Annotated in this window: 17 protein-coding genes and 1 tRNA gene; 9 read left to right on the plus strand and 9 right to left on the minus strand. The window is 48.2% G+C overall.

Annotated features, from left to right (window positions below):
• Nucleotides 1–217 precede the first annotated feature (217 nt).
• From QJR74_RS08770 to fos, 8 genes are all read left to right on the plus strand, one after another.
• Entirely contained in the window at nucleotides 218–1,303 is a 1,086-nt protein-coding gene (locus tag QJR74_RS08770) for a LacI family DNA-binding transcriptional regulator (RefSeq protein WP_304371481.1), read from the plus strand.
• A gap of 109 nt (nucleotides 1,304–1,412) precedes the next feature.
• Nucleotides 1,413–4,526 (plus strand): beta-galactosidase, encoded by a 3,114-nt coding sequence (locus tag QJR74_RS08775; protein WP_304371482.1) that lies wholly within the window; start codon nucleotides 1,413–1,415, stop codon nucleotides 4,524–4,526.
• Nucleotides 4,513–5,742, plus strand: a complete 1,230-nt coding sequence (locus QJR74_RS08780; protein WP_304371483.1) for an MFS transporter — start codon at nucleotides 4,513–4,515, stop codon at nucleotides 5,740–5,742. Before QJR74_RS08775 ends, QJR74_RS08780 begins: the two co-directional genes overlap by 14 nt.
• Nucleotides 5,743–5,880: 138 nt before the next feature.
• Entirely contained in the window at nucleotides 5,881–6,990 is a 1,110-nt protein-coding gene (locus QJR74_RS08785) for an S-(hydroxymethyl)glutathione dehydrogenase/class III alcohol dehydrogenase (RefSeq protein ID WP_304371484.1), read from the plus strand.
• Nucleotides 6,991–6,999: 9 nt separating this feature from the next.
• On the plus strand, nucleotides 7,000–7,845 hold the full coding sequence (gene fghA / locus QJR74_RS08790) for an S-formylglutathione hydrolase (RefSeq protein ID WP_304371485.1): 846 nt from the start codon (nucleotides 7,000–7,002) through the stop codon (nucleotides 7,843–7,845).
• 126 nt (nucleotides 7,846–7,971) lie between these two features.
• Nucleotides 7,972–8,047: transfer RNA gene (locus tag QJR74_RS08795), tRNA-Asn, on the plus strand.
• Between the two features lie 143 nt (nucleotides 8,048–8,190).
• Complete coding sequence (locus QJR74_RS08800; protein WP_304371486.1) at nucleotides 8,191–8,667, plus strand: nuclear transport factor 2 family protein; 477 nt, start codon at nucleotides 8,191–8,193, stop codon at nucleotides 8,665–8,667.
• Between the two features lie 23 nt (nucleotides 8,668–8,690).
• On the plus strand, nucleotides 8,691–9,089 hold the full coding sequence (gene fos, locus QJR74_RS08805) for a fosfomycin resistance glutathione transferase (protein ID WP_304371487.1): 399 nt from the start codon (nucleotides 8,691–8,693) through the stop codon (nucleotides 9,087–9,089).
• Nucleotides 9,090–9,141: 52 nt separating this feature from the next.
• Here fos and QJR74_RS08810 read toward each other — a convergent pair whose 3' ends face one another.
• From QJR74_RS08810 to QJR74_RS08830, 5 genes are all read right to left on the minus strand, one after another.
• Complete coding sequence (locus tag QJR74_RS08810) at nucleotides 9,142–10,689, minus strand: APC family permease (RefSeq protein ID WP_304371488.1); 1,548 nt, start codon at nucleotides 10,687–10,689, stop codon at nucleotides 9,142–9,144.
• 81 nt (nucleotides 10,690–10,770) lie between these two features.
• Nucleotides 10,771–11,733 carry an NAD(P)-dependent oxidoreductase gene (locus QJR74_RS08815; RefSeq protein ID WP_304371489.1) on the minus strand — a complete coding sequence of 321 codons (963 nt, stop codon included), beginning with the start codon at nucleotides 11,731–11,733 and terminating at the stop codon, nucleotides 10,771–10,773.
• Nucleotides 11,734–11,743: 10 nt separating this feature from the next.
• A complete protein-coding gene (locus tag QJR74_RS08820; protein ID WP_304371490.1) occupies nucleotides 11,744–12,475 on the minus strand; it encodes a class II aldolase and adducin N-terminal domain-containing protein in 732 nt (243 codons plus the stop codon).
• 9 nt (nucleotides 12,476–12,484) lie between these two features.
• Nucleotides 12,485–13,303 carry an ABC transporter substrate-binding protein gene (locus tag QJR74_RS08825; RefSeq protein WP_304371491.1) on the minus strand — a complete coding sequence of 273 codons (819 nt, stop codon included), beginning with the start codon at nucleotides 13,301–13,303 and terminating at the stop codon, nucleotides 12,485–12,487.
• A 12-nt stretch (nucleotides 13,304–13,315) separates the two neighbouring features.
• Complete coding sequence (locus QJR74_RS08830; RefSeq protein WP_304371492.1) at nucleotides 13,316–14,833, minus strand: amino acid ABC transporter permease/ATP-binding protein; 1,518 nt, start codon at nucleotides 14,831–14,833, stop codon at nucleotides 13,316–13,318.
• 180 nt (nucleotides 14,834–15,013) lie between these two features.
• Between QJR74_RS08830 and QJR74_RS08835 the strand changes: the two genes are divergently transcribed.
• Nucleotides 15,014–15,943: a LysR family transcriptional regulator gene (locus tag QJR74_RS08835; protein ID WP_304371493.1), complete on the plus strand. Its 930-nt coding sequence runs from the start codon at nucleotides 15,014–15,016 to the stop codon at nucleotides 15,941–15,943.
• Here the strand turns inward: QJR74_RS08835 and argE are convergent.
• The 4 genes from argE to QJR74_RS08855 are packed head-to-tail and all read right to left on the minus strand — an operon-like array spanning nucleotide 15,906 to nucleotide 19,445.
• Nucleotides 15,906–17,078, minus strand: a complete 1,173-nt coding sequence (gene argE / locus QJR74_RS08840) for an acetylornithine deacetylase (protein WP_304371494.1) — start codon at nucleotides 17,076–17,078, stop codon at nucleotides 15,906–15,908. The two genes, QJR74_RS08835 and argE, sit on opposite strands and share 38 nt — an antisense overlap.
• Nucleotides 17,071–17,742: a DUF1028 domain-containing protein gene (locus QJR74_RS08845; RefSeq protein WP_304371495.1), complete on the minus strand. Its 672-nt coding sequence runs from the start codon at nucleotides 17,740–17,742 to the stop codon at nucleotides 17,071–17,073. Before QJR74_RS08845 ends, argE begins: the two co-directional genes overlap by 8 nt.
• Nucleotides 17,739–18,170 (minus strand): RidA family protein, encoded by a 432-nt coding sequence (locus tag QJR74_RS08850; RefSeq protein ID WP_304371496.1) that lies wholly within the window; start codon nucleotides 18,168–18,170, stop codon nucleotides 17,739–17,741. Before QJR74_RS08850 ends, QJR74_RS08845 begins: the two co-directional genes overlap by 4 nt.
• A gap of 18 nt (nucleotides 18,171–18,188) precedes the next feature.
• The gene (locus QJR74_RS08855; RefSeq protein WP_304371497.1) at nucleotides 18,189–19,445 is read right to left on the minus strand and encodes a flavin-containing monooxygenase; all 1,257 of its coding nucleotides are present in this window, start codon (nucleotides 19,443–19,445) and stop codon (nucleotides 18,189–18,191) included.

Below are 19,445 nucleotides of genomic sequence, written 5' to 3' on the forward strand. Positions count from 1 at the left end.
ACCCTGCCACGTAACAGAAAGGTGATTTACCGCTTTGCCGTTAACCTCTTGTAATACAGCGACCTAATATTACGACGCGTTAGCGGCTTAGCCCTTATCCCCTTCCCGACGGATAAAACCAGCCATGCCCTGACACGACAGGACTACAGTAATTCCCTTACTTTTATGCTAAAAAGGGTCTTAGATCGGGGCTGAATAGAGTGAGCAGGAACATAATATGAATAAGCGAGCAGTGACGCTTTATGATGTGGCACGCGAAGCGGGTGTCTCTTACCAGACAGTTTCCCGCGTAATCAATCAATCAGCCCATGTTTCGAGTGAAACACGTCAGCGCGTCTTTCAAGCCATTGATCAGCTGCACTATGTCCCGAATAAAGTTGCGCAACAATTAGCCGGCAAACAAAGTCGAACCATTGGTCTTGCGACCACCAGCCTTGCCTTGCATGCCCCATCACAAATTGCCGCGGCAGTAAAAGCGCGTGCCACTGCAGAACACTATAATACGGTGATTGCGATGGTTGACACTCCACAGCCGCAGGCTATCCATGATGCGATCAAGCAACTTCTGGCACAACGCGTCGATGGCATCATTATTAATATTCCATTAAGCGATAAGTTAGCCGCTGAAGCACGCCAACTCGCACCACAACTGCCGATGCTGTTTAATGATGTTTCACCGAGCTGCGCTGAGCCTCACGTCATTTTTGATCCGACTCTCGGAAGTCAATTAACCATTGATCGCTTGGTTGCCCTCGGACACCGCGAAATTATTCTCCTGACTGGCCCACAGGACTCTATCTCCGCAACCTTACGTGCTAAGAGTGCTCAAGCTCAACTGCGCAGCCATCAATTAGAACCGGTATTGACGGTAGCCGGTGATTGGAGTGCTAAATCCGGATTCGATGCCATGACTTTCGCAATGATGCAGAGGCATTCTTTTACCGCGGTGGTGGTCGGCAATGACCAAATGGCGTTGGGGGCGTTGCGAGCGCTAACTGAAGCCGGTTTCTCTGTCCCCAACGAAATTTCAGTGACAGGTTATGATGATACCTCTGATAGTGCCTTCTTCACGCCGCCTTTAACCACGGTACAGCAAGATTTTTCGCTACTGGGTCACTCGAGTGTCGAACAACTCCTCACCTTGATGGCAGGAGGGGCCGCCTATAATCGTATTCTTCCCGTCAGTTTCATCGAGCGCGATACCATTGCCTCAGTCACACAAAATAATACGCTCTCAGTCCAACAACTTGCACGCCAACTCAAAAAAGTCTCCATTCAACTCGATCAACTTTCTGGTGGATAAATTAGCAACACTTTCTGTGATAAACCTCACGATGAAGATTTAGGCTACTTTACAGCTTAGTAAAATCGGCATAAGCCTATATGTGAGCGAATAACATATAGGGCCGATCATGACTTTACTTTCACTGCAAGCACTGCTTTCCCGACAAGACTGGCAACAGCCGGCAGTCACTCATTTCAATCAATTACCTGCCCACCCTCGATACAGGAGTTGGCGTGATCGGTCACAAGCACTCAGTAACTTAGCCTCCCCCTCTCTACAATCGCTCAATGGTCAATGGCAGTTCAGCTTCTTCGAGGCTCCCCAGCAGGTGCCCAATGAATGGCAGTTCTCTGATTTACCTGATGCAAGACCGATTTCGGTACCCAGTAATTGGCAGTTGCAAGGTGTAGATGATGTACCTATCTATACTAATGTCACCTATCCTTTTCCTGTTGACCCACCGAAGGTTCCTGATAGAAACCCAACCGGATGTTATTCGCTCACATTCTCCATTGAAGAGGCGTGGTTAACCTCGGGATCAACCAGAATCATTTTTGAAGGGGTCAATTCGGCTTTTTATCTCTGGTGTAACGGTATATGGATAGGTTATGCCCAAGACAGTCGTTTACCCTCCGAGTTCGACTTAACCTCAGTATTGCAGAGGGGTGAAAATCGCTTGGCGGTGTTGGTGCTTCGCTGGTCAGATGGCAGCTATCTTGAAGACCAAGATATGTGGCGGATGAGTGGTATTTTCCGCGAGGTGAACTTACTCCACAAACCTAGCTGCTACGTAAAACAATGGAAAATCACCTCACAATTATCCGCCAATTACACTCAAGCTGAGGTTAAGGTTCAGGTCGATGTGGGGGGTGACTATGACAGATTAACCACCCTCGCGATCGAGATTTGGGATGACACACAGTGCGTGGTATCACAGCATTCCGCCTTAGGGAGTACCCTCGTTGATGAACGCGGTGCCTATAGCGATCGGGCAATCCTTGAGTTATCCGTTCCCTCGCCACGCTTATGGAGTGCGGAGACGCCAACGCTTTATCGTGTATTGCTCTGTTTATACCAAGATGATCACTTAATCGAGGTCGAAATCAGCCCGCTGGGATTGCGTGAGGTAACCATTCAGCATGGACTGCTCACACTCAATGGCCAACCACTGCTTATTCGTGGGACCAATCGCCATGAACATCATCCAATTACCGGTCAAACTGTTACGCGTGAAGGGATGCTCAAGGATATTTTGTTGATGAAGCAGCATAACTTTAATGCCGTCCGCTGCTCCCATTACCCCAATCATCCCGATTGGTACGATCTCTGCGATCAATATGGGCTCTATGTCGTGGATGAAGCGAATATTGAAACCCATGGCATGGTGCCAATGAACCGATTGAGTGATGACCCTGGCTGGTTACCTGCGATGATGGAACGGGTCACGCGTATGGTGCTAAGAGATCTCAACCATCCTTCGATTATCATCTGGTCATTGGGTAATGAGTCGGGCTATGGCCATAATCACGACGCCCTCTATCAATGGATTAAAAAGTTTGACCCCACCCGTCCCGTGCAATACGAAGGCGGCGGCGCGAATACGCCTGCTACCGATATACTCTGTCCAATGTATGCGCGGGTAACTGAGGATCAATGCTTTCCAGCCGTCCCTAAATGGTCGATAACTAAATGGATATCCTTACCCGATGAGCAGCGGCCACTGCTCCTATGTGAGTACGCTCATGCGATGGGAAATAGCCTAGGGGGGTTCGAGGCATACTGGCAGGCGTTTCGACACTACCCGCGCTTACAGGGGGGGTTTATTTGGGATTGGGCGGATCAATCGTTACAAGCCTATGATGATGAGGGTAACCCTTATGCGGCATATGGCGGCGATTTTGGTGATACCCCTAACGACCGTCAATTTTGTATGAACGGCTTAGTCTTTGCTGACCGCAGCCCCCACCCCAGCTTGTATGAAGCGAAGTATCACCAACAGTTTTTCCAGTTTAGCTTTGCACAACGTACTCTGACAGTGACCAGTGAATACCTGTTCCGTCATTGTGATAATGAACAGCTTAATTGGACAGTGTCACAGCGTGGGAAGATCATCGGTCAGGGAGCATTTCCTCTTACTTTAGCCGCGAGAGAAACCCGCTCCTTTGTTCTGGACCTGCCTGATTTAGCCAATATTGACCAAGCGTGGTTAACCATCAGGATCGTACAGCCGAAGGCTACGCCATGGAGTGACGCCGGACATTGCGCCGCTTCTGCACAATGGCAATTAGCGACGCCATTACAATTACCGATCATCGCTGCATCTTCCGAGCAGGTCCAAGTTGAAGAGAACGAAAAAGCCATCATCCTGCGTTGTGCCGCGCAAAAATGGTCTTTTTCACGCGATACCGGCTTTCTGACTCAGTGGACGCGCGATAACGTAGAACAGCTGCTTACGCCGTTAACGGATAACTTTACCCGCGCCCCCATTGATAATGATATCGGAGTGAGTGAAGTCACGCGTATTGATCCCAATGCCTGGATTGAGCGCTGGAAAGCCGCCGGAATGTATCAGTTAACGAGTGAATGCCTTGAATTGAGTTATTCAACTGTCCACGACGGGATTATGGTCAATACTGTGCATAGTTATTCTTCTGGCGAGACCTTACTGTTTATTAGCCGCAAAGCGTTTAAGTTCACTGGACCGGGCAACGTCACTATAACAGTCGAGGTGGAACGCGCGTTAAATGCCCCCCCTCCGGCGCGGATTGGCCTCACCTGCCAACTCGCCGCCCATTATCCTGAGGTCAGCTGGCTAGGATTAGGGCCTCACGAAAATTATCCCGATCGTTGCCGTGCTGCCCACTTCGATCATTGGACCTTACCACTCGCCGCAATGCATACCGATTACGTTTTTCCTTGTGAGAATGGCTTACGTGGGGGCACCCAACAACTTACTTATGGTCCTCATCTGATAGAAGGAGACTTCCTTTTCTCTGTCAGTCGTTACAGCCAGCAGCAGTTAACGATGACGAGTCATCGCCATCTGCTTAAGCCCGAGGTAGGGAGTTGGCTTGTTCTCGATGGATTTCATATGGGGGTTGGCGGCGATGATTCGTGGAGCCCAAGCGTCGCCGCCCCCTTCTTATTAACCGCCAGCCACTTCCATTATCAGTTGAAGTGGAGTAGCGCCCCTCTCTCACAGCAAGACTCATTATCCGGCGGTGACTATGTTCTATCTTAAAAACAGTAATTTCTGGATCTTCGGCTTATTCTTTTTCTTCTACTTCTTTATCATGGGAGCGTACTTCCCTTTCTTTCCCATTTGGCTTCACGATATTAACCATATCAATAAAGGGGATACCGGCCTTATTTTCGCCTCCATCTCTTTCTTTTCATTAGTCTTTCAACCTATTTTTGGATTGCTGTCTGACAAGCTCGGGCTAAAAAAACACTTATTGTGGCTGATTACCTTACTGCTTGTGCTTTTCGCGCCGTTCTTTATTTATCTTTTTGGTCCATTACTGAAAACCAATATCTTTCTTGCCGCCATTGTTGGGGGGATCTATCTCGGATTTATTTATAATGGCGGCGCTCCAGCGATAGAGGCCTACATCGAAAAGGTCAGTCGTTATAGTGCCTTCGAGTTTGGGCGAGCACGACTCTTTGGCTGCATAGGGTGGGCAATTTGTGCATCGATCGCAGGGATAATGTTCACGATTAATAATGAGTTTGTATTTTGGCTTGGTTCGGGCTGTGCCGTTATCTTAGCCCTGCTTCTGTTTTGTGCTCGGCCCACCGTGCCAGCAACGAATCGTGTTATCAATTCTTTAGGGGCTAACCACTCTTTATTTAGCCTTCGTCTGGCCTTTGAACTCTTTAAAAAACCTAAGCTCTGGTTCTTATCGCTGTATGTGGTCGGCGTTTCCTGTACCTACGATATCTTTGACCAACAATTCGCCACCTTCTTTACCGGTTTTTTCTCCTCAGCGGAGCAGGGAACCCGTGTGTTTGGCTATGTCACGACCGGGGGCGAACTTCTGAATGCATTAATTATGTTTTTCGCTCCCACCATCGTAAACCGTATCGGCGGCAAAAATGCTTTACTGATTGCGGGATCGATTATGTCTATCCGTATCTTGGGCTCGGCTTATGCCAGCCAAGCCTGGGAAGTCGTTATTTTAAAATGCTTACATATGTTTGAGGTACCAATGCTTATCGTTGGCTGTTTCAAATACATCACGACGCAATTTGAGGTGAGATTTTCAGCGACCGTTTACCTTGTCTGTTTCTGTTTCTTTAAACAATTAGCGATGATATTTATGTCTGTCTTGGCGGGAAAAATGTATGACTCGATAGGCTTCCACGGGGCTTATCTCGTGCTCGGGCTGATCGCCCTACTTTTCACGCTACTCTCTCTATTCACCCTCACCGCCCCCTCACGCGCCCAACCTCTTTAAGGGTTAAGCTATCACCCGCGACTTAAGTAGCGGGTGATAGCACCTTAGGTTAAGTATAAGAAGATTTTAGCTTCTCACCAGCGCCATCGCCCTCTACACTTACCCTTTGCCCTGCTTAATCCTAATAAGGACGCTAAAATGAAATCACGTGCTGCGGTCGCTTTTGCACCCAATCAACCGTTGAAAATTGTCGAAATCGATGTTGAAGCGCCAAAGAAAGGCGAAGTATTGATTAAGAATACCCACACCGGTGTCTGCCATACCGATGCGTTCACCTTATCAGGCGAGGATCCTGAAGGCTTATTCCCGGTTGTTCTGGGTCATGAAGGCGCGGGGATTGTCATCGAAGTGGGTGAAGGCGTAACCAGCGTAAAACCCGGCGACCATGTCATTCCGTTATATACCGCAGAGTGTGGCGAGTGCGAATTTTGTCAGTCAGGAAAAACTAATCTCTGCGTTGCGGTGCGAGAGACACAAGGCAAAGGCGTCATGCCAGACGGCACCACGCGCTTCTCTTATCAAGGCCAACCGCTCTACCATTACATGGGGTGTTCGACCTTTAGTGAGTATTCCGTGGTCGCAGAAGTCTCTTTAGCCAAAATCACCCCTGAAGCAAATCATGAGCAAGTCTGTCTACTGGGCTGTGGGGTCACCACCGGTATCGGTGCAGTACACAATACCGCTAAAGTTCAACCAGGTGACTCAGTCGCGGTATTTGGCTTAGGTGCCATCGGACTCGCGGTCATCCAAGGTGCTCGTCAGGCGCAGGCCGGTAAAATTATTGCGATCGATACTAACCCCGGAAAATTTGCTTTAGCGACTCAATTTGGGGCAACAGAGTGTATTAACCCTAAAGACCATGATAAGTCGATCAAAGATGTGCTCTTAGAGAAGAATAAATGGGGTATCGACCATACCTTTGAATGTATTGGGAATGTCGACGTAATGCGCCAAGCGTTAGAGAGCGCTCACCGCGGCTGGGGACAATCTATCATCATCGGTGTGGCAGGTGCAGGAAAAGAGATCGCGACTCGCCCCTTCCAGTTAGTTACTGGGCGCAGCTGGAAAGGCTCAGCCTTTGGTGGTGTGAAGGGACGTAGTCAATTACCGGATATGGTCAAGCAAGCCATGGTCGGTAAGATTGACCTTGCGCCTTTTGTTACCCACACCCTGCCCTTGGATGAGATTAATCAGGCCTTCGATCTGATGCACGAAGGTAAATCTATCCGTACCGTTATTCGTTTTTAAGGGGGAGAGATGGCTACCGATTCACTCACCCGTGTCGAACGGCATGCGAGTTTTGGCGGGTGGCAAGAGGTATGGCAACATACCTCCGCGACCCTAGGCTGCGATATGAAGTTTGCGGTCTATCTACCCCCGCAAGCCGCGCATCAGTCGGTTCCCGTCCTGTATTGGTTATCAGGCCTCACCTGTTCGGAGCAGAACCTGATCACCAAGTCTGGATTCCAGCGTTATGCCGCCGAACTCGGTATGATGGTTGTAGCGATTGATACCAGCCCAAGAGGTGAACAGATTGCCGACGATGAAGCCTGGGATCTCGGGCAAGGGGCCGGGTTTTATCTCAATGCGACTCAGCAGCCTTGGGCCAGGCATTACGCGATGTTCGACTATCTGACTGAAGAGATCCCTGCGCTAATTGCCGCCCACTTTCCGAGTAATGGTCGACAAGCGATTGCCGGCCACTCGATGGGCGGGCATGGTGCATTAATGGTCGCGCTCAAATCTCCGGGCCGTTTTGACAGCGTCTCGGCTTTTGCGCCTATCGTTGCCCCTAGCCAGGTTAAGTGGGGGCAAAAGGCCTTCACTGCTTATTTGGGGAGTGATACCACTCAGTGGCAACAGTGGGATAGTTTATGGTTAGTTGACAATGGTTATTCGTTACCTTCAACCCTGATTGACCAAGGCTTAGCGGACCCCTTCTATCCTCAGCAACTGACGACGGAATTGCTAGAAGCGGCTTGCCAAGAAAAAGCACTACCCGTCACTTTCCGCTACCACCCGGATTACGACCATAGCTACTACTTCATCAGCACCTTTATTGAGGAACATCTCCGTTTCCATGCTAAAGCGTTGATGGCTTAATCGTAATGCTAAAGCAGAGTGTTGAGTTATTCATCACTCTGCTGATAAAAGCGGCAAACAGACGGCAGTCGTTAATAATTGTTTTGACAAGCCTGTCAGCAAACCGTACATTACGCACCAAGCAATTCCTCTGTAGTTCAGTCGGTAGAACGGCGGACTGTTAATCCGTATGTCACTGGTTCGAGTCCAGTCAGAGGAGCCAAATTTAAGAAGCCAGATATCGAAAGATGTCTGGTTTTTTTTGTTCTATAACCTCTTGTTATGCCCACCCTATAACATTTTCTAGACCCCATTTACCCATTCTGCGTTAGGATAAGGATTCCACTTGTCACAGGAATACTCGTTATGACGGCAACGCCAATCCGCCCCCCTCTTCCGCCTTTTACCCGGGAAACGGCGATTCAAAAAGTACGACTTGCTGAAGATGGCTGGAATAGCCGAAATGCTGAACAAGTCGCCTTAGCCTATTCGATGGATACGCACTGGCGTAACCGTATAGCCTTTATTGAAAATCGGCAGCAAGCGGCTCACTTCCTCGATCAAAAATGGCAGAAAGAATTACATTATCGGTTGATAAAAGAGTTATGGGCCTTTGATACTCATCGTATTGCAGTCAGGTATGCCTATGAGTGGCAAGACGATTCAGGTAACTGGTTTCGGTCATACGGCAACGAAAACTGGGAGTTCAATGATGAGGGGCTGATGACACACCGCCATGCCTCCATTAATGATAAGCCGATTACCGAAAGCGAGCGGCTTTTCCATTGGTCCTTGGGACGGAGACCAATAGATCATCCTGGATTATCGGAATTAGGACTGTAGGGGTTTTGTCAGAGGAGAAAGGCATGTTAACCGGCCTAAATCATCTTACTCTCGCCGTCAGTGATATTGGCAGGAGCTGGGCATTTTATACCGAATTATTAGGCTTCGTTCCGAAGGCAAAATGGAATACCGGGGCCTATCTCTCATTAGGGGAGTTATGGCTCTGCCTCAGCCTAGATACAGTCGGTACTAAAAATGACTATACCCACTACGCCTTCACTGTTTCACCCGAGGTTTTTGCTCCCTTAGTTGAACAGTTACGATTAAAGAAAGTGGCTGAGTGGAAAATAAATCAAAGTGAAGGTGATTCACTCTATTTCTGTGACCCGGATGGTCACAAACTAGAAATTCATAGCGGAAATCTTGAAAGCCGTTTGGAGTATTGTCGACGTCACCCTTACGCTGGAATGGAATTCTACTAAAGTCCCCTAACATTTGCCCCCAGAGAGCGGCTGCTCTCTGGGGGAACGAGGATTACTCTTCGACAATAATGGGTTTTGCAATACTGGTTTTGGCTCCCCAGTAATAACAGATCAGTGCTACCACCGTCACAATAATCATGTCCAATGGGGTACTGAGTAAGTTTAGCCCATCAAAGGTGCCGATTTTAGAAAGAATTAGCATCGCCACGTAATAGGCTAAGAGCCACCAGCTACAAGCGATGTCTTGCTTATAAGTAGGACTCTTTCTCGTTAACAGTGCGTAACCCAGCCACGCCACGATAAAGATAGGGATCAGAATTTCGTTCACTGGCCAACCACTCCAGTAGATCAATAGCGTGCTAGCGACAAAAGAGAGCGGACTCAAAATCGCTGCCATCGGTAAACGGAAAGGTCGATGTAACTCCGGTAGATGGGTACGAAATGCGGCTAAGGTTACCGGTCCTGGCATATAAGTGAAGACCGTAGCAGAAGTTACTGCACCGATCAGCCCTCCCCATACTTGGAATTCTGAAGGTAACGTCCAAGCAATAGATAAGATTAACGCCAGCCATAATGCGCCACGCGGTACGCCTGACTTTTCATCTATCTCACCTGCACTCTTCCACAGATGGCCATTACGCGCCAAGGCAAAAAGAACTCGCGCCGCACTAGCCAGATAAATATTACCCGTCCCGGCGGGAGAGATCACGGCATCAACCAAAATAAGATTGATCAACCACATCAAACCTAGGCTACGTGCCAAGTCGGCATAAGGGGATTGGAAAATCGCTTTTAATCCCGCCCAGCCATGCGCAGTAAGCACGTCGCTAGGTACAGCCCCCATAAACGCATATTGTAAGGCAAGATAAATAATAAAGCTGACCGCAATAGCGATACAGATAGCGATAGGCACGTTACGTTGCGGATTCTTCGCCTCGCTCGCAAAATCAACCGCTTGTCGAAATCCTAAGTAAGCGAAGACGATACCTGCACCAGTCAGTGAGGTAAAGACTCCATGTGCACCGCCAGGAGGCGCCGGCGGAACCTGTAAGTTAGCAGAGTTAAAGTAGAGGAGTAGCGTAACGATAGTAATAAGTGGCACGATAAACTTAAAGGTGGTGATGATGGTGTTCACCCGACCAAAGACGCTGACGCTCCAATAGTTAAGCAAAAAGAAGATAACTAATAAGCCAATCTGTACAGCAAACCCTAAGGTAGTGGGATTGCCGTTGCTATGGCCGAGTGCTGGCCACCAGTACAGCGCATATTGTCGCACTGCTTCGACTTCAACCCCTGCGGTACTGGTATAGGCGAGCAGTGAGCTGACCCCGATAACAAAACCAACGATATTTCCATGTGAGTAATTAGGATACCTTACGAACCCCCCTGCACGAGGGATGGCCGCAGAGAGTTCCGCCGAGACTAATCCAATAAGTAATACAATAATAGCGCCTAAGGTCCACGCCCACCCTGTATTACCGCCTGCATACCCTGAACTATTTAACGCTGCATACAGCCAACCCGAACCAATCATCGACCCGATACCGAGTAATGATAAGTCAATTAAGCTGAGTCTTTTTTTTAATTCACCCTTTGCCATAAGCGTTACCCCTGTCTTGTTTTTATTGTGACCTACAACATAGACAAAGCAGGTTTTATGCCAACTTAGGTGAAAAAAAGGTTAAATTACTCTCCGCAAACGGTTACCACTGCTAAAATGACTGACATTCTCAATCATTTGATGCACCATTTTTTGCCTCGCTTGCGCACTGCCCCACGCCACATGCGGCGTGGCAATAACTTTGTTAAGGAGTTCTTGAGCGAGGAGAGGATGTGAGGCCGCCGGCGGTTCATCACAAAATACATCAATTCCCGCTCCAGCCAGCCGCCCTTCCGTCAAGGCTTGCGCTAAAGCCTCTTCATCAACAATGGCTCCACGTGCCGTGTTAATAAGATAAGCACTAGGTTTCATTAAGCCTAATCGTTCTGCTGAAAAAAGCCCACGCGTCTGTTCGGTAAGGGGGCAATGTAGACTCACGATATCGGCTATAGGAAGTAACGCATCCAGTGGTACTCTATCTGGGCGAGTCGGCCTACCAGGGATTTCGGCGAGTTTTACCTCCATACCGAAAGCTTGTGCGAGCAGTTGCACACGTTGTCCGATAGCACCATGACCAACGATCACTAATGTTTGTTGCTTCAGTTCAATAATTGGCTCGCTAAGTAGACAAAATGTCCCTGCCTGTTGCCACAGGGGACTTCTCACCGTACGTTGAAACTGTGGAATGCTATTAGAGAGTGCCAGTATTAATGCAAGAGTATGCTGTGCAATGGCCTCGACACCATACTCCTGGCAATTATAAATCGCGATACCGAGATCACGGGCTGCGTGGTAATCAACATATTCGTAGCCCGTCCCGCCAATTAAGATTAAACGCAGCTGCTGAGCTTGTAAAAGTTGCTCTCGCGTCAAAGGGGTACCATTGGTGATCACCACCTCAGCGGACCGGATACGGGTAACACACTCTTGCGGCGAGGATGATGCAAAACGTTCACACTGCGTAAACGCTTGCAACAATCTATCAATATCTGCTTTCTCTGCAATAAGCTGAGCTTCATCGAGCAGCACTGCACGCAATGTCATCAGTCCCTCCCTAGCTGTTTGCGTGCAGTGACTCACGCGCCATTAAGATTTTTTTCATTTGCTCAAAATGCGCCTGCGAAAAATCAGTGATAGCCTCCCAACCTTGAGCCGTTTTTTCAGCCACCTCATCCGAGAGAACTCGTAAAGGTTGACCGGTGCTATAAGCCTTCACTAAAAAAGTACAAGCACGCTCTAAGGTATAAATATCATCGAAGGCTTCGCCAATCGTTTTGGCGGTCACCATCACCCCATGATTGCCCATTAGTAACCGCGAGTGGTGACCCAATAGTTTTACCAGCCTCGCCCCTTCGGCTTCAGTTTCTGCCATTCCGCCATATTGCTCGTCAAAAGCTACTCGGTTGAAATAACGCGCCGTCGTTTGGTCGATAGGTAAAATACGCGGATCCTCGAGACAGGCTATCGTCGTCGTATAAATAGGATGCAGATGAAGCACCGCCCGAATATCTGGGCGACGACGGTGGATCTGTCCATGTATTGCCCAAGCTGTCGGATCAACATCCTCTCGTAGAGCATCTTCAGGATTGTTTGCGTCCAGTAACAGTAAACTTTCCGCAGTAATTTGCGAAAAATGTACCCACTTAGGGTTAATTAAAAAAGTATTCCCCTCGGCTGAAACCGCTGCACTAAAATGGTTCGCGACGGCTTCGTGTAATCCCAATTCTGCGACCAATCGAAAACAAGCGGCCAAATCGATCCGTAACTGTAATTCATGCTCTGTCATATCGACCTCTTACTCGCTGGCGGCGAGAGATTGGATTTCTTGTTCGCTGGGCGCAGTGAAATGATAGCGCTCAAACAGTTGATGGTACTCCGCTGTTTGCCGGAATTGCGCTAACCCTTTGGTAATTGCTGCTTTAACATCTGGAGCATCCTTTCTGACCCCAATCCCCATTAATACCGGATAAAGCAATTGGGTTGAGCTCACTTTTACTTTACCTGGAAGTTTGCTTACTGCTGCTTGGGCTACCGCAACGTCGGTAATTTGCGCATCGATCGCATGAGATAGGAGCGCCTGTGTCGTTTGAGGATCAGTCGGGAATTCACTGATTTTTATTGCGGGTTTACCCTGTTTTACACATTGGTTTTCTGAGAATTGTTGTAAATGCTGTAAGAACGATGAACCAGCCATACTACCAATTTTATGCCCACAAAATTCATCGGGTGCCTTGGGTTGGTAGTGACTATTACTCAGTGACAGGATTTGCTGGCCTGTTTTGAGATAAGGCACCATATCGATCACTTTCAATCGCTCTGGCGTGATATACATCGCTGAATTGGTAACGTCAAAACGTTTTCCCCGCAGCCCAGGAATTAGATTAGGGAAGCGGGTGTCTACTGTCACCACTTGTCTATTGAGCTGTTTAGCGATGCCCGTCAACATTTCTATATCGAAGCCTGCGGGTTTCCCTTGGTTCATATATTCATAAGGTGCGAAGGTGACATCAGACCCAGCAATAATTTTTGCGGGTTGTAAAAATTCGGCGTGAGCGTTTACCATATTGAGAAAAACCATCATCCCGCACGCGTTAACTATTACTGTTTTTTTCATAATGATTACCTTTTAGTTTACTGAGATATCTTTGAGAAATTGTTGGATACGCGGGTGACTACCCTGACGCAGTTTTTCTGGGGTGTCATCACAGACCACTCTTCCTTGCTCCATAAAGACCACACGGTCAGAGATACTGAATGCGAATTTCATTTCATGTGTCACGATAAGCATCGTTATCCCTTCACGCGCGAGCTGTTCAATAACCTGTAATACCTCTGCTACTTTTTCCGGATCTAAAGCGGAAGTGGGTTCATCGAATAGCATAATGCGGGGTTTCATCATCAGCGCACGCGCGATAGCCACTCGCTGTTGTTGCCCCCCAGATAACTGATGGGGATATTTATTGGCATGATCGAGCATCCCAACTTTAGATAAAATCAGGGCCGCACTATGCCGACGTTGTGCCGCACTCCCTAACTTATGCCAAGTGGGGGCCAGTAATAAATTCTGCAAAACGGTAAGATGCGGAAAAAGGTTGAATCCTTGGAAAACCATGCCGATTTGCTGACTCAACTGCGTATTTTCGTAAAAGGTTTCTTTTGCAGGACCGTTACGTTCAAGCTTGATAAAGGGCTGATCGTTAAGCCACACTTCTCCACTATCGATTTTATCCATACCATTAAGCAGTCTGATAAAAGTCGTTTTTCCTGAGCCTGAAGGGCCAATGATCGAAATGACCTCACCGGGCTTGACCGCTAGAGAGACCCGCCCTAATACTTCAACGTTATTAAAGGCTTTATGGAGATCCTTAGCTTCTAAAGCATAATGTGAGTCTGAGGTGTGGAGGTCGTTCGAGGCACTAGGCGTTGTCGCCAATTCATAGAGTACCGGGTCTACAGGGGGACGTTGAGTGCGTTTGGACAGGTCTAACCATACTTCAAAACGCTTAAGCGCGGTATCGAAAACGGTAACGACCAAGATGTAGTAAAGTGCGACAGCACACATCGTTTCCATCACCAAAAAATTCTCGGTGTATAAACGCTGCCCTACCAACAAAATCTCCGTTAATGACACCACCGATACCAGTGAGGTTAATTTAACAATCGAGATAAATTCATTAGCCAGTGCGGGTAACGCGACACGAATAGCTTGTGGGATAATCACTCGATACTGCAGTACGCCATAACGAAGCCCCAATGCTTTCCCAGCTTCGTACTGTCCTTTTGGAATAGAGAGTAGCCCACCACGGTGGATTTCTGCGATGTACGCACTCTCACTTAGCACCAAGGCAATCAGCCCTGACCAATAGGGATTACTAAGGACGATTGATGTCGAAGGTAACGCTTGGGGTAAGTTATAAACAAAAATCAGTAAAACGAGTAACGGTAAACTTCTAAAGAACCAGATGTAGCTCCGTGCGAAGGTTTGAGGTATCCAATGTTTTTGCTGCCGTGCTAAAGCAAGGAAGAACCCTAGAACAATACTTATCCCCCATGCAGACAGGCTCAGGCTAACCACAGTCCAGGTTGCAGACCAAAAATCTTTATCTTTGAATAAACTGAAAAAATAGCCCCAATCAAAACTCATAGTCGAATCCCTTAATCGCTAGATACCACACGGCATCTACATGAAACACTGGGTGAGTTCTGCAATCTTCAGACCATTAGCTAGGAAGGTAAAATATTAAATTTATTCATTCAAAAGATAAAAAAACTATGCTTACATAAGCGTATTAACGCTTAATAAGCTCTGCTCGAGGGACGGTCTGTGGCGAACTATACATTAAGGCAGCTGAAGTATTTTATTACCACGGTAGAATGCGGTAGCGTTGCTGAAGCCTCCCGCCAATTATTTATTGCCCAACCCTCAATTTCGACCGCCATTAAGGGGCTAGAGGAGAGTTTTGGGGTAACACTATTTATTCGTCATCATGCTCAGGGGGTTTCACTGACCCCTTCCGGGGCAAGGTTTTATCATAAGGCACTAAAACTGATCAGAACGGCTCATGAATTTGAGCAGAATGCACTGGCTGATAACAATGTGGTATCAGGTAAAATCGAGATCGGCTGCTTCGAAACCGTTGCACCGCTGATACTGCCTAAATTATTACGGGGTTTTAAGGATCGCTATCCTGGCGTGGAGATAACGGTTCGCGATGGTGAACAGCATGAACTCGTTAAAGGATTAATTGCGGGAAGCTTTGACTTGGTACTGCTCTATCAACATCAACTTGATGTCACGATAGAAACCATGCCCCTTCTTCCTCCACAAGCCCCTTATGTGTTATTACCTGCTGATCATCCCTTAGCCCATAAAGCGTCGTTAAGCTTAGCTGAGCTAGCCCCACTACCAATGATTTTGTTAGATGTATTACCAAGCCGACATTATTTCGTCAGTCTGTTTACGCAAGCGGGTTTAGAACCGAATATCCTTTTCAGTTCTCCTTCAATCGAGATGGTCAGGGGAATGGTCGGCCAAGGATTTGGATTTGCGTTTCTGGTGACGCGTCCGCAAGGTGATACGACCTATGATGGCCAAAAATTAGTCACCCTTAAACTTAAAGACGTCGTAGAAGGATCGGGATTAGTGACCGCCTGGCTAAAACAGAATCCATTGACGATGCCAGCCGAATTGTTCAAACAATTTTGTGTGGAAAACATCACCTCAAAGATGACTTCTCACAGAGATGCTGAATGATTTTTTCGAGTAGCGCCAAGCATTGTACTAACTGACCTTTTTCTATGTATTCATCGGCTTTATGCCCCTGCTCCATGCTACCCGGGCCGCACACCACTGAGGTTATCCCCGATGCTTGGTATAGCCCCCCCTCAGTCCCAAAGGATACGGTCTGTGGGCTTGAGCAGTCGGTCCACTTTAGTAATCTTTGTAACCACGGCGTTGTTTCATCGAGGTGAAGGCCAGGATAAGCAGCGAGTGTTTCAAAGGTGATATTACTGTCACGACTCCTCTCCCGCATGTTGGGTAGCAGTTGCTGCTGCGCGTAAGCCTTTATTCCCTCAATTAGAAAAGAGGCTGAATAGCCGGGTAGATAACGTAATTCCATATCGAACTTACAATTATCTGGAACAATATTCAGTGCCTCGCCCCCTGAAATTGTCCCAACATGAAGTGTACTGAACGGCGGGTCAAAACGCGGATTGCGCTCTGTGGTTAAGATATTTTCTTGGTCGAGAATAAAATGGATTAAACGGGAGGCGTAATGAATAGCGTTCACCCCTTGAGGGGTATAAGCGGAGTGGCAAGCTTTACCTTTAACCTGACAGCGAAGGGCAATTTTCCCCTTATGGCCGTTAACCGGCTGCATCGAGGTCGGTTCCCCCACTACACAGAGTTCGGGCTTGATCGGCTGTGAGTCAAGATAGGCCACGAGATCATGCACGCCTAAGCACCCGACTTCCTCATCATAACTCAATCCCAGCCATACAGGCTTTTTGAGTTGGTCAGCGTCAAGGACAGTGATCATAGCAAGACTACAGGCAATAAAGCCTTTCATGTCTGTAGTGCCCCTTCCATAACAGCGTTCGTTATCGAGGATCAGAGAAAAAGGGGGATAGTGCCATTGCTGTCCATCAACAGGGACAACATCCGTGTGACCAGAGAGCAGGATGCCCCCTGTGACGCGAGGGCCAATACAGACCACTAAATTGGCTTTAGTTCGCTCTGGATTATAAAGAATCTCGGCTTGGAAGCCCTGTTCGGCAAGATAGTGTTGTACATAATCAATTAGGGCGAGGTTACTCTCACGACTGGTTGTATCAAAACTCACTAACTTGCTGAGTAATTCCAAGGTAAGTGGTAAATAATCATTCATTTCCTGGCACTCCATATCGGGGAGCCAATCGTGGATCTAACGCTCGCACTAAATAGTCTTGTTGCTGGGGCTGCCATAACGTCCACAGTTCACGTAACCTTACCGTAGGATTATCGGCCCAGTCTACTCGTAGATCGCACAGCGGCCATGACGGCTCACCATAGACTTTCAGCGCCGCTGAATGCACAGGCCCAGCTTCGCCTCCCGCCGCAATAGCCGCCTCTAAGGCCGATAAAAGCCGTTCGCCAAGTTCGCCTTCCCGAGCCATAAACTGCTGTACGGCCACTTCTGGCACTTGCTCTGACGCCAACATATTTCCCGCAGCGATACAGTATTCGCCTTGGCGAGACTGCCAAATACCCAAGGTATTGGCACCACTCCATACAGCAGTACGTCCTAGAGCGTCAATGACAGTCACCTGACGAAAATCGCGGTGAGGTTCTTGTTCCATCACTATTGCTAACGCTTGTTCAGCATTTCTTCCTGCGTCCAATTCTGCCAGTACCGCAGGCCCTAATGAAGGTAATGTCACATTTTGTGAAGAGACCGCGCCAATACCGGGCTGGATCCAAGGGCAGCGTTGTCCCACGGCAATACTGGATGAACTAATGGCAATACCAAATTGCCCCGTGTTTGGGCAGTAACCGCTGATCGAGATCGTCATTCGTTTTCCTCAGCGTCGGGGATAACCGCAATAATATCGATTTCCATTAACCATTCCGCCTGGGCTAAACCACTTACAACCAGGCCAGTTGAAATAGGGAAAACGCCCTTTAACCATTTACCGACTTCTCGATAAACCGGCTCCCTAAAACGAGGATCGGTTATATAGGTCGTGGTTTTAACAATATGACTCAGATCAGAACCTGCTTCTTCGAGGAGTATTTTAACGTTCTTCATCGCTTGTTCTGCTTGCGCGGCGGGGTCACCTAGGCCGACCAGATTGCCATTAAAATCAGTACCGACTTGCCCTCTTACATAAACGGTATTCCCTGCCCTCACCGCCTGGCATAAATCATTATCCAATGATTGATTGGGGTAAGTCTCTTTGGTGTTGAACATTCTAATACGCGTATGAGTGGGCGACTTCATCGTCTGTTCCTTATCACGTTAGGCTGTAGGGGTAATGTTTGATAAATAATGGTGCTGGATAGCAATCTGGTCAGCGATATATTTAGCATCATGCCAGACTCCCCAGATAAACGAAGAACCGCGACGCGATTGCCAAGGCAGGCCAAGGAAATAGAGACCTCGCTCGCAAGATACGCCTCGCTGCTGACGCGGTTTACCCTGTTCATCGATAACATCAATCTCTAACCAGCGATAATCGGTAGTGTAGCCAGTCGCCCAAATGATCGTCCCCACCCCTGCCGCCCTTAAATCGAGTTCCATTAAGGGGCTGCGCAAACACTCAGCATCTTCGATGATTTCACGCGCGCGTGGATCCTCTGGAAATGCTACCCCATTGCGTTCAACCCATGCATCAGCCGCATCAAGCAGGGTGAGATAACTTTCATCACCATTTTTAATATTTTTCAGGAGATCTTTTTTAAAGGTCACGACATTTTCCTCAACGGATTCAGTCATTCCCGTAAGAATGATGCCTTGCTGTGCGAGCCGTCGAAAATCAATGGTCTCCCCTCCTCTCGCGCCACTGACCGCAATGGTTACATGGCTCTTCCCCGGTGCATGTTCGGTGGCATCCCATAAACCGAGAACCCCCAGCCACCAACAAAAATCTTGACCTCGATAGCGTCTTGGTGGGCGATCATGCGGGCCAACGGAGAGGTAAACTTGACGTCCTGAGCGTTGGATCTCATCAGCGATTTGCACACCAGAAGATCCCGCTCCCACCACCAAGACCGCTCCTGGTGCTACTTGCTGAGGATTGAAATAGTCTGCGGAATGAATTTGTTGAATACCCGTCACTGTCGTGGCTAACGAAGGGATCACGGGATGATGGAAAGGTCCGGTCGCCACGACCACGTTGTTTGCGACCAGCGATCCGGTAGAGGTTTGAATGTGAAAACCCGGTTTATTATCCCGTTTAGTGACCCGCTGAACATCAACCCCACACTCTACGGGGAGATTAAATTGTTCAACATAGTCAACGAAGTAATCAGCCACATCTTCTTTCGCCACAAAGTGGTTAGCTTCATACTTCGAAAACTCACGATCGGGGAAGCGGTCATGCCAAGCGGGACCATTGGCGACTAGCGAATCCCAGCGTCCGCTACGCCAAGCTTCCGCGATACGATTTTTCTCCAACACACGGTGGGAAATCCCTCTTTCCAATAAGTGCTGACTCATCGCAATACCTGCTTGGCCCGCACCGATTACAAGCGTATCGACCTGTTGTTCACTCAT

This window comes from Tatumella ptyseos (assembly GCF_030552895.1).
Lineage (GTDB): Bacteria > Pseudomonadota > Gammaproteobacteria > Enterobacterales > Enterobacteriaceae > Rosenbergiella > Rosenbergiella ptyseos_A.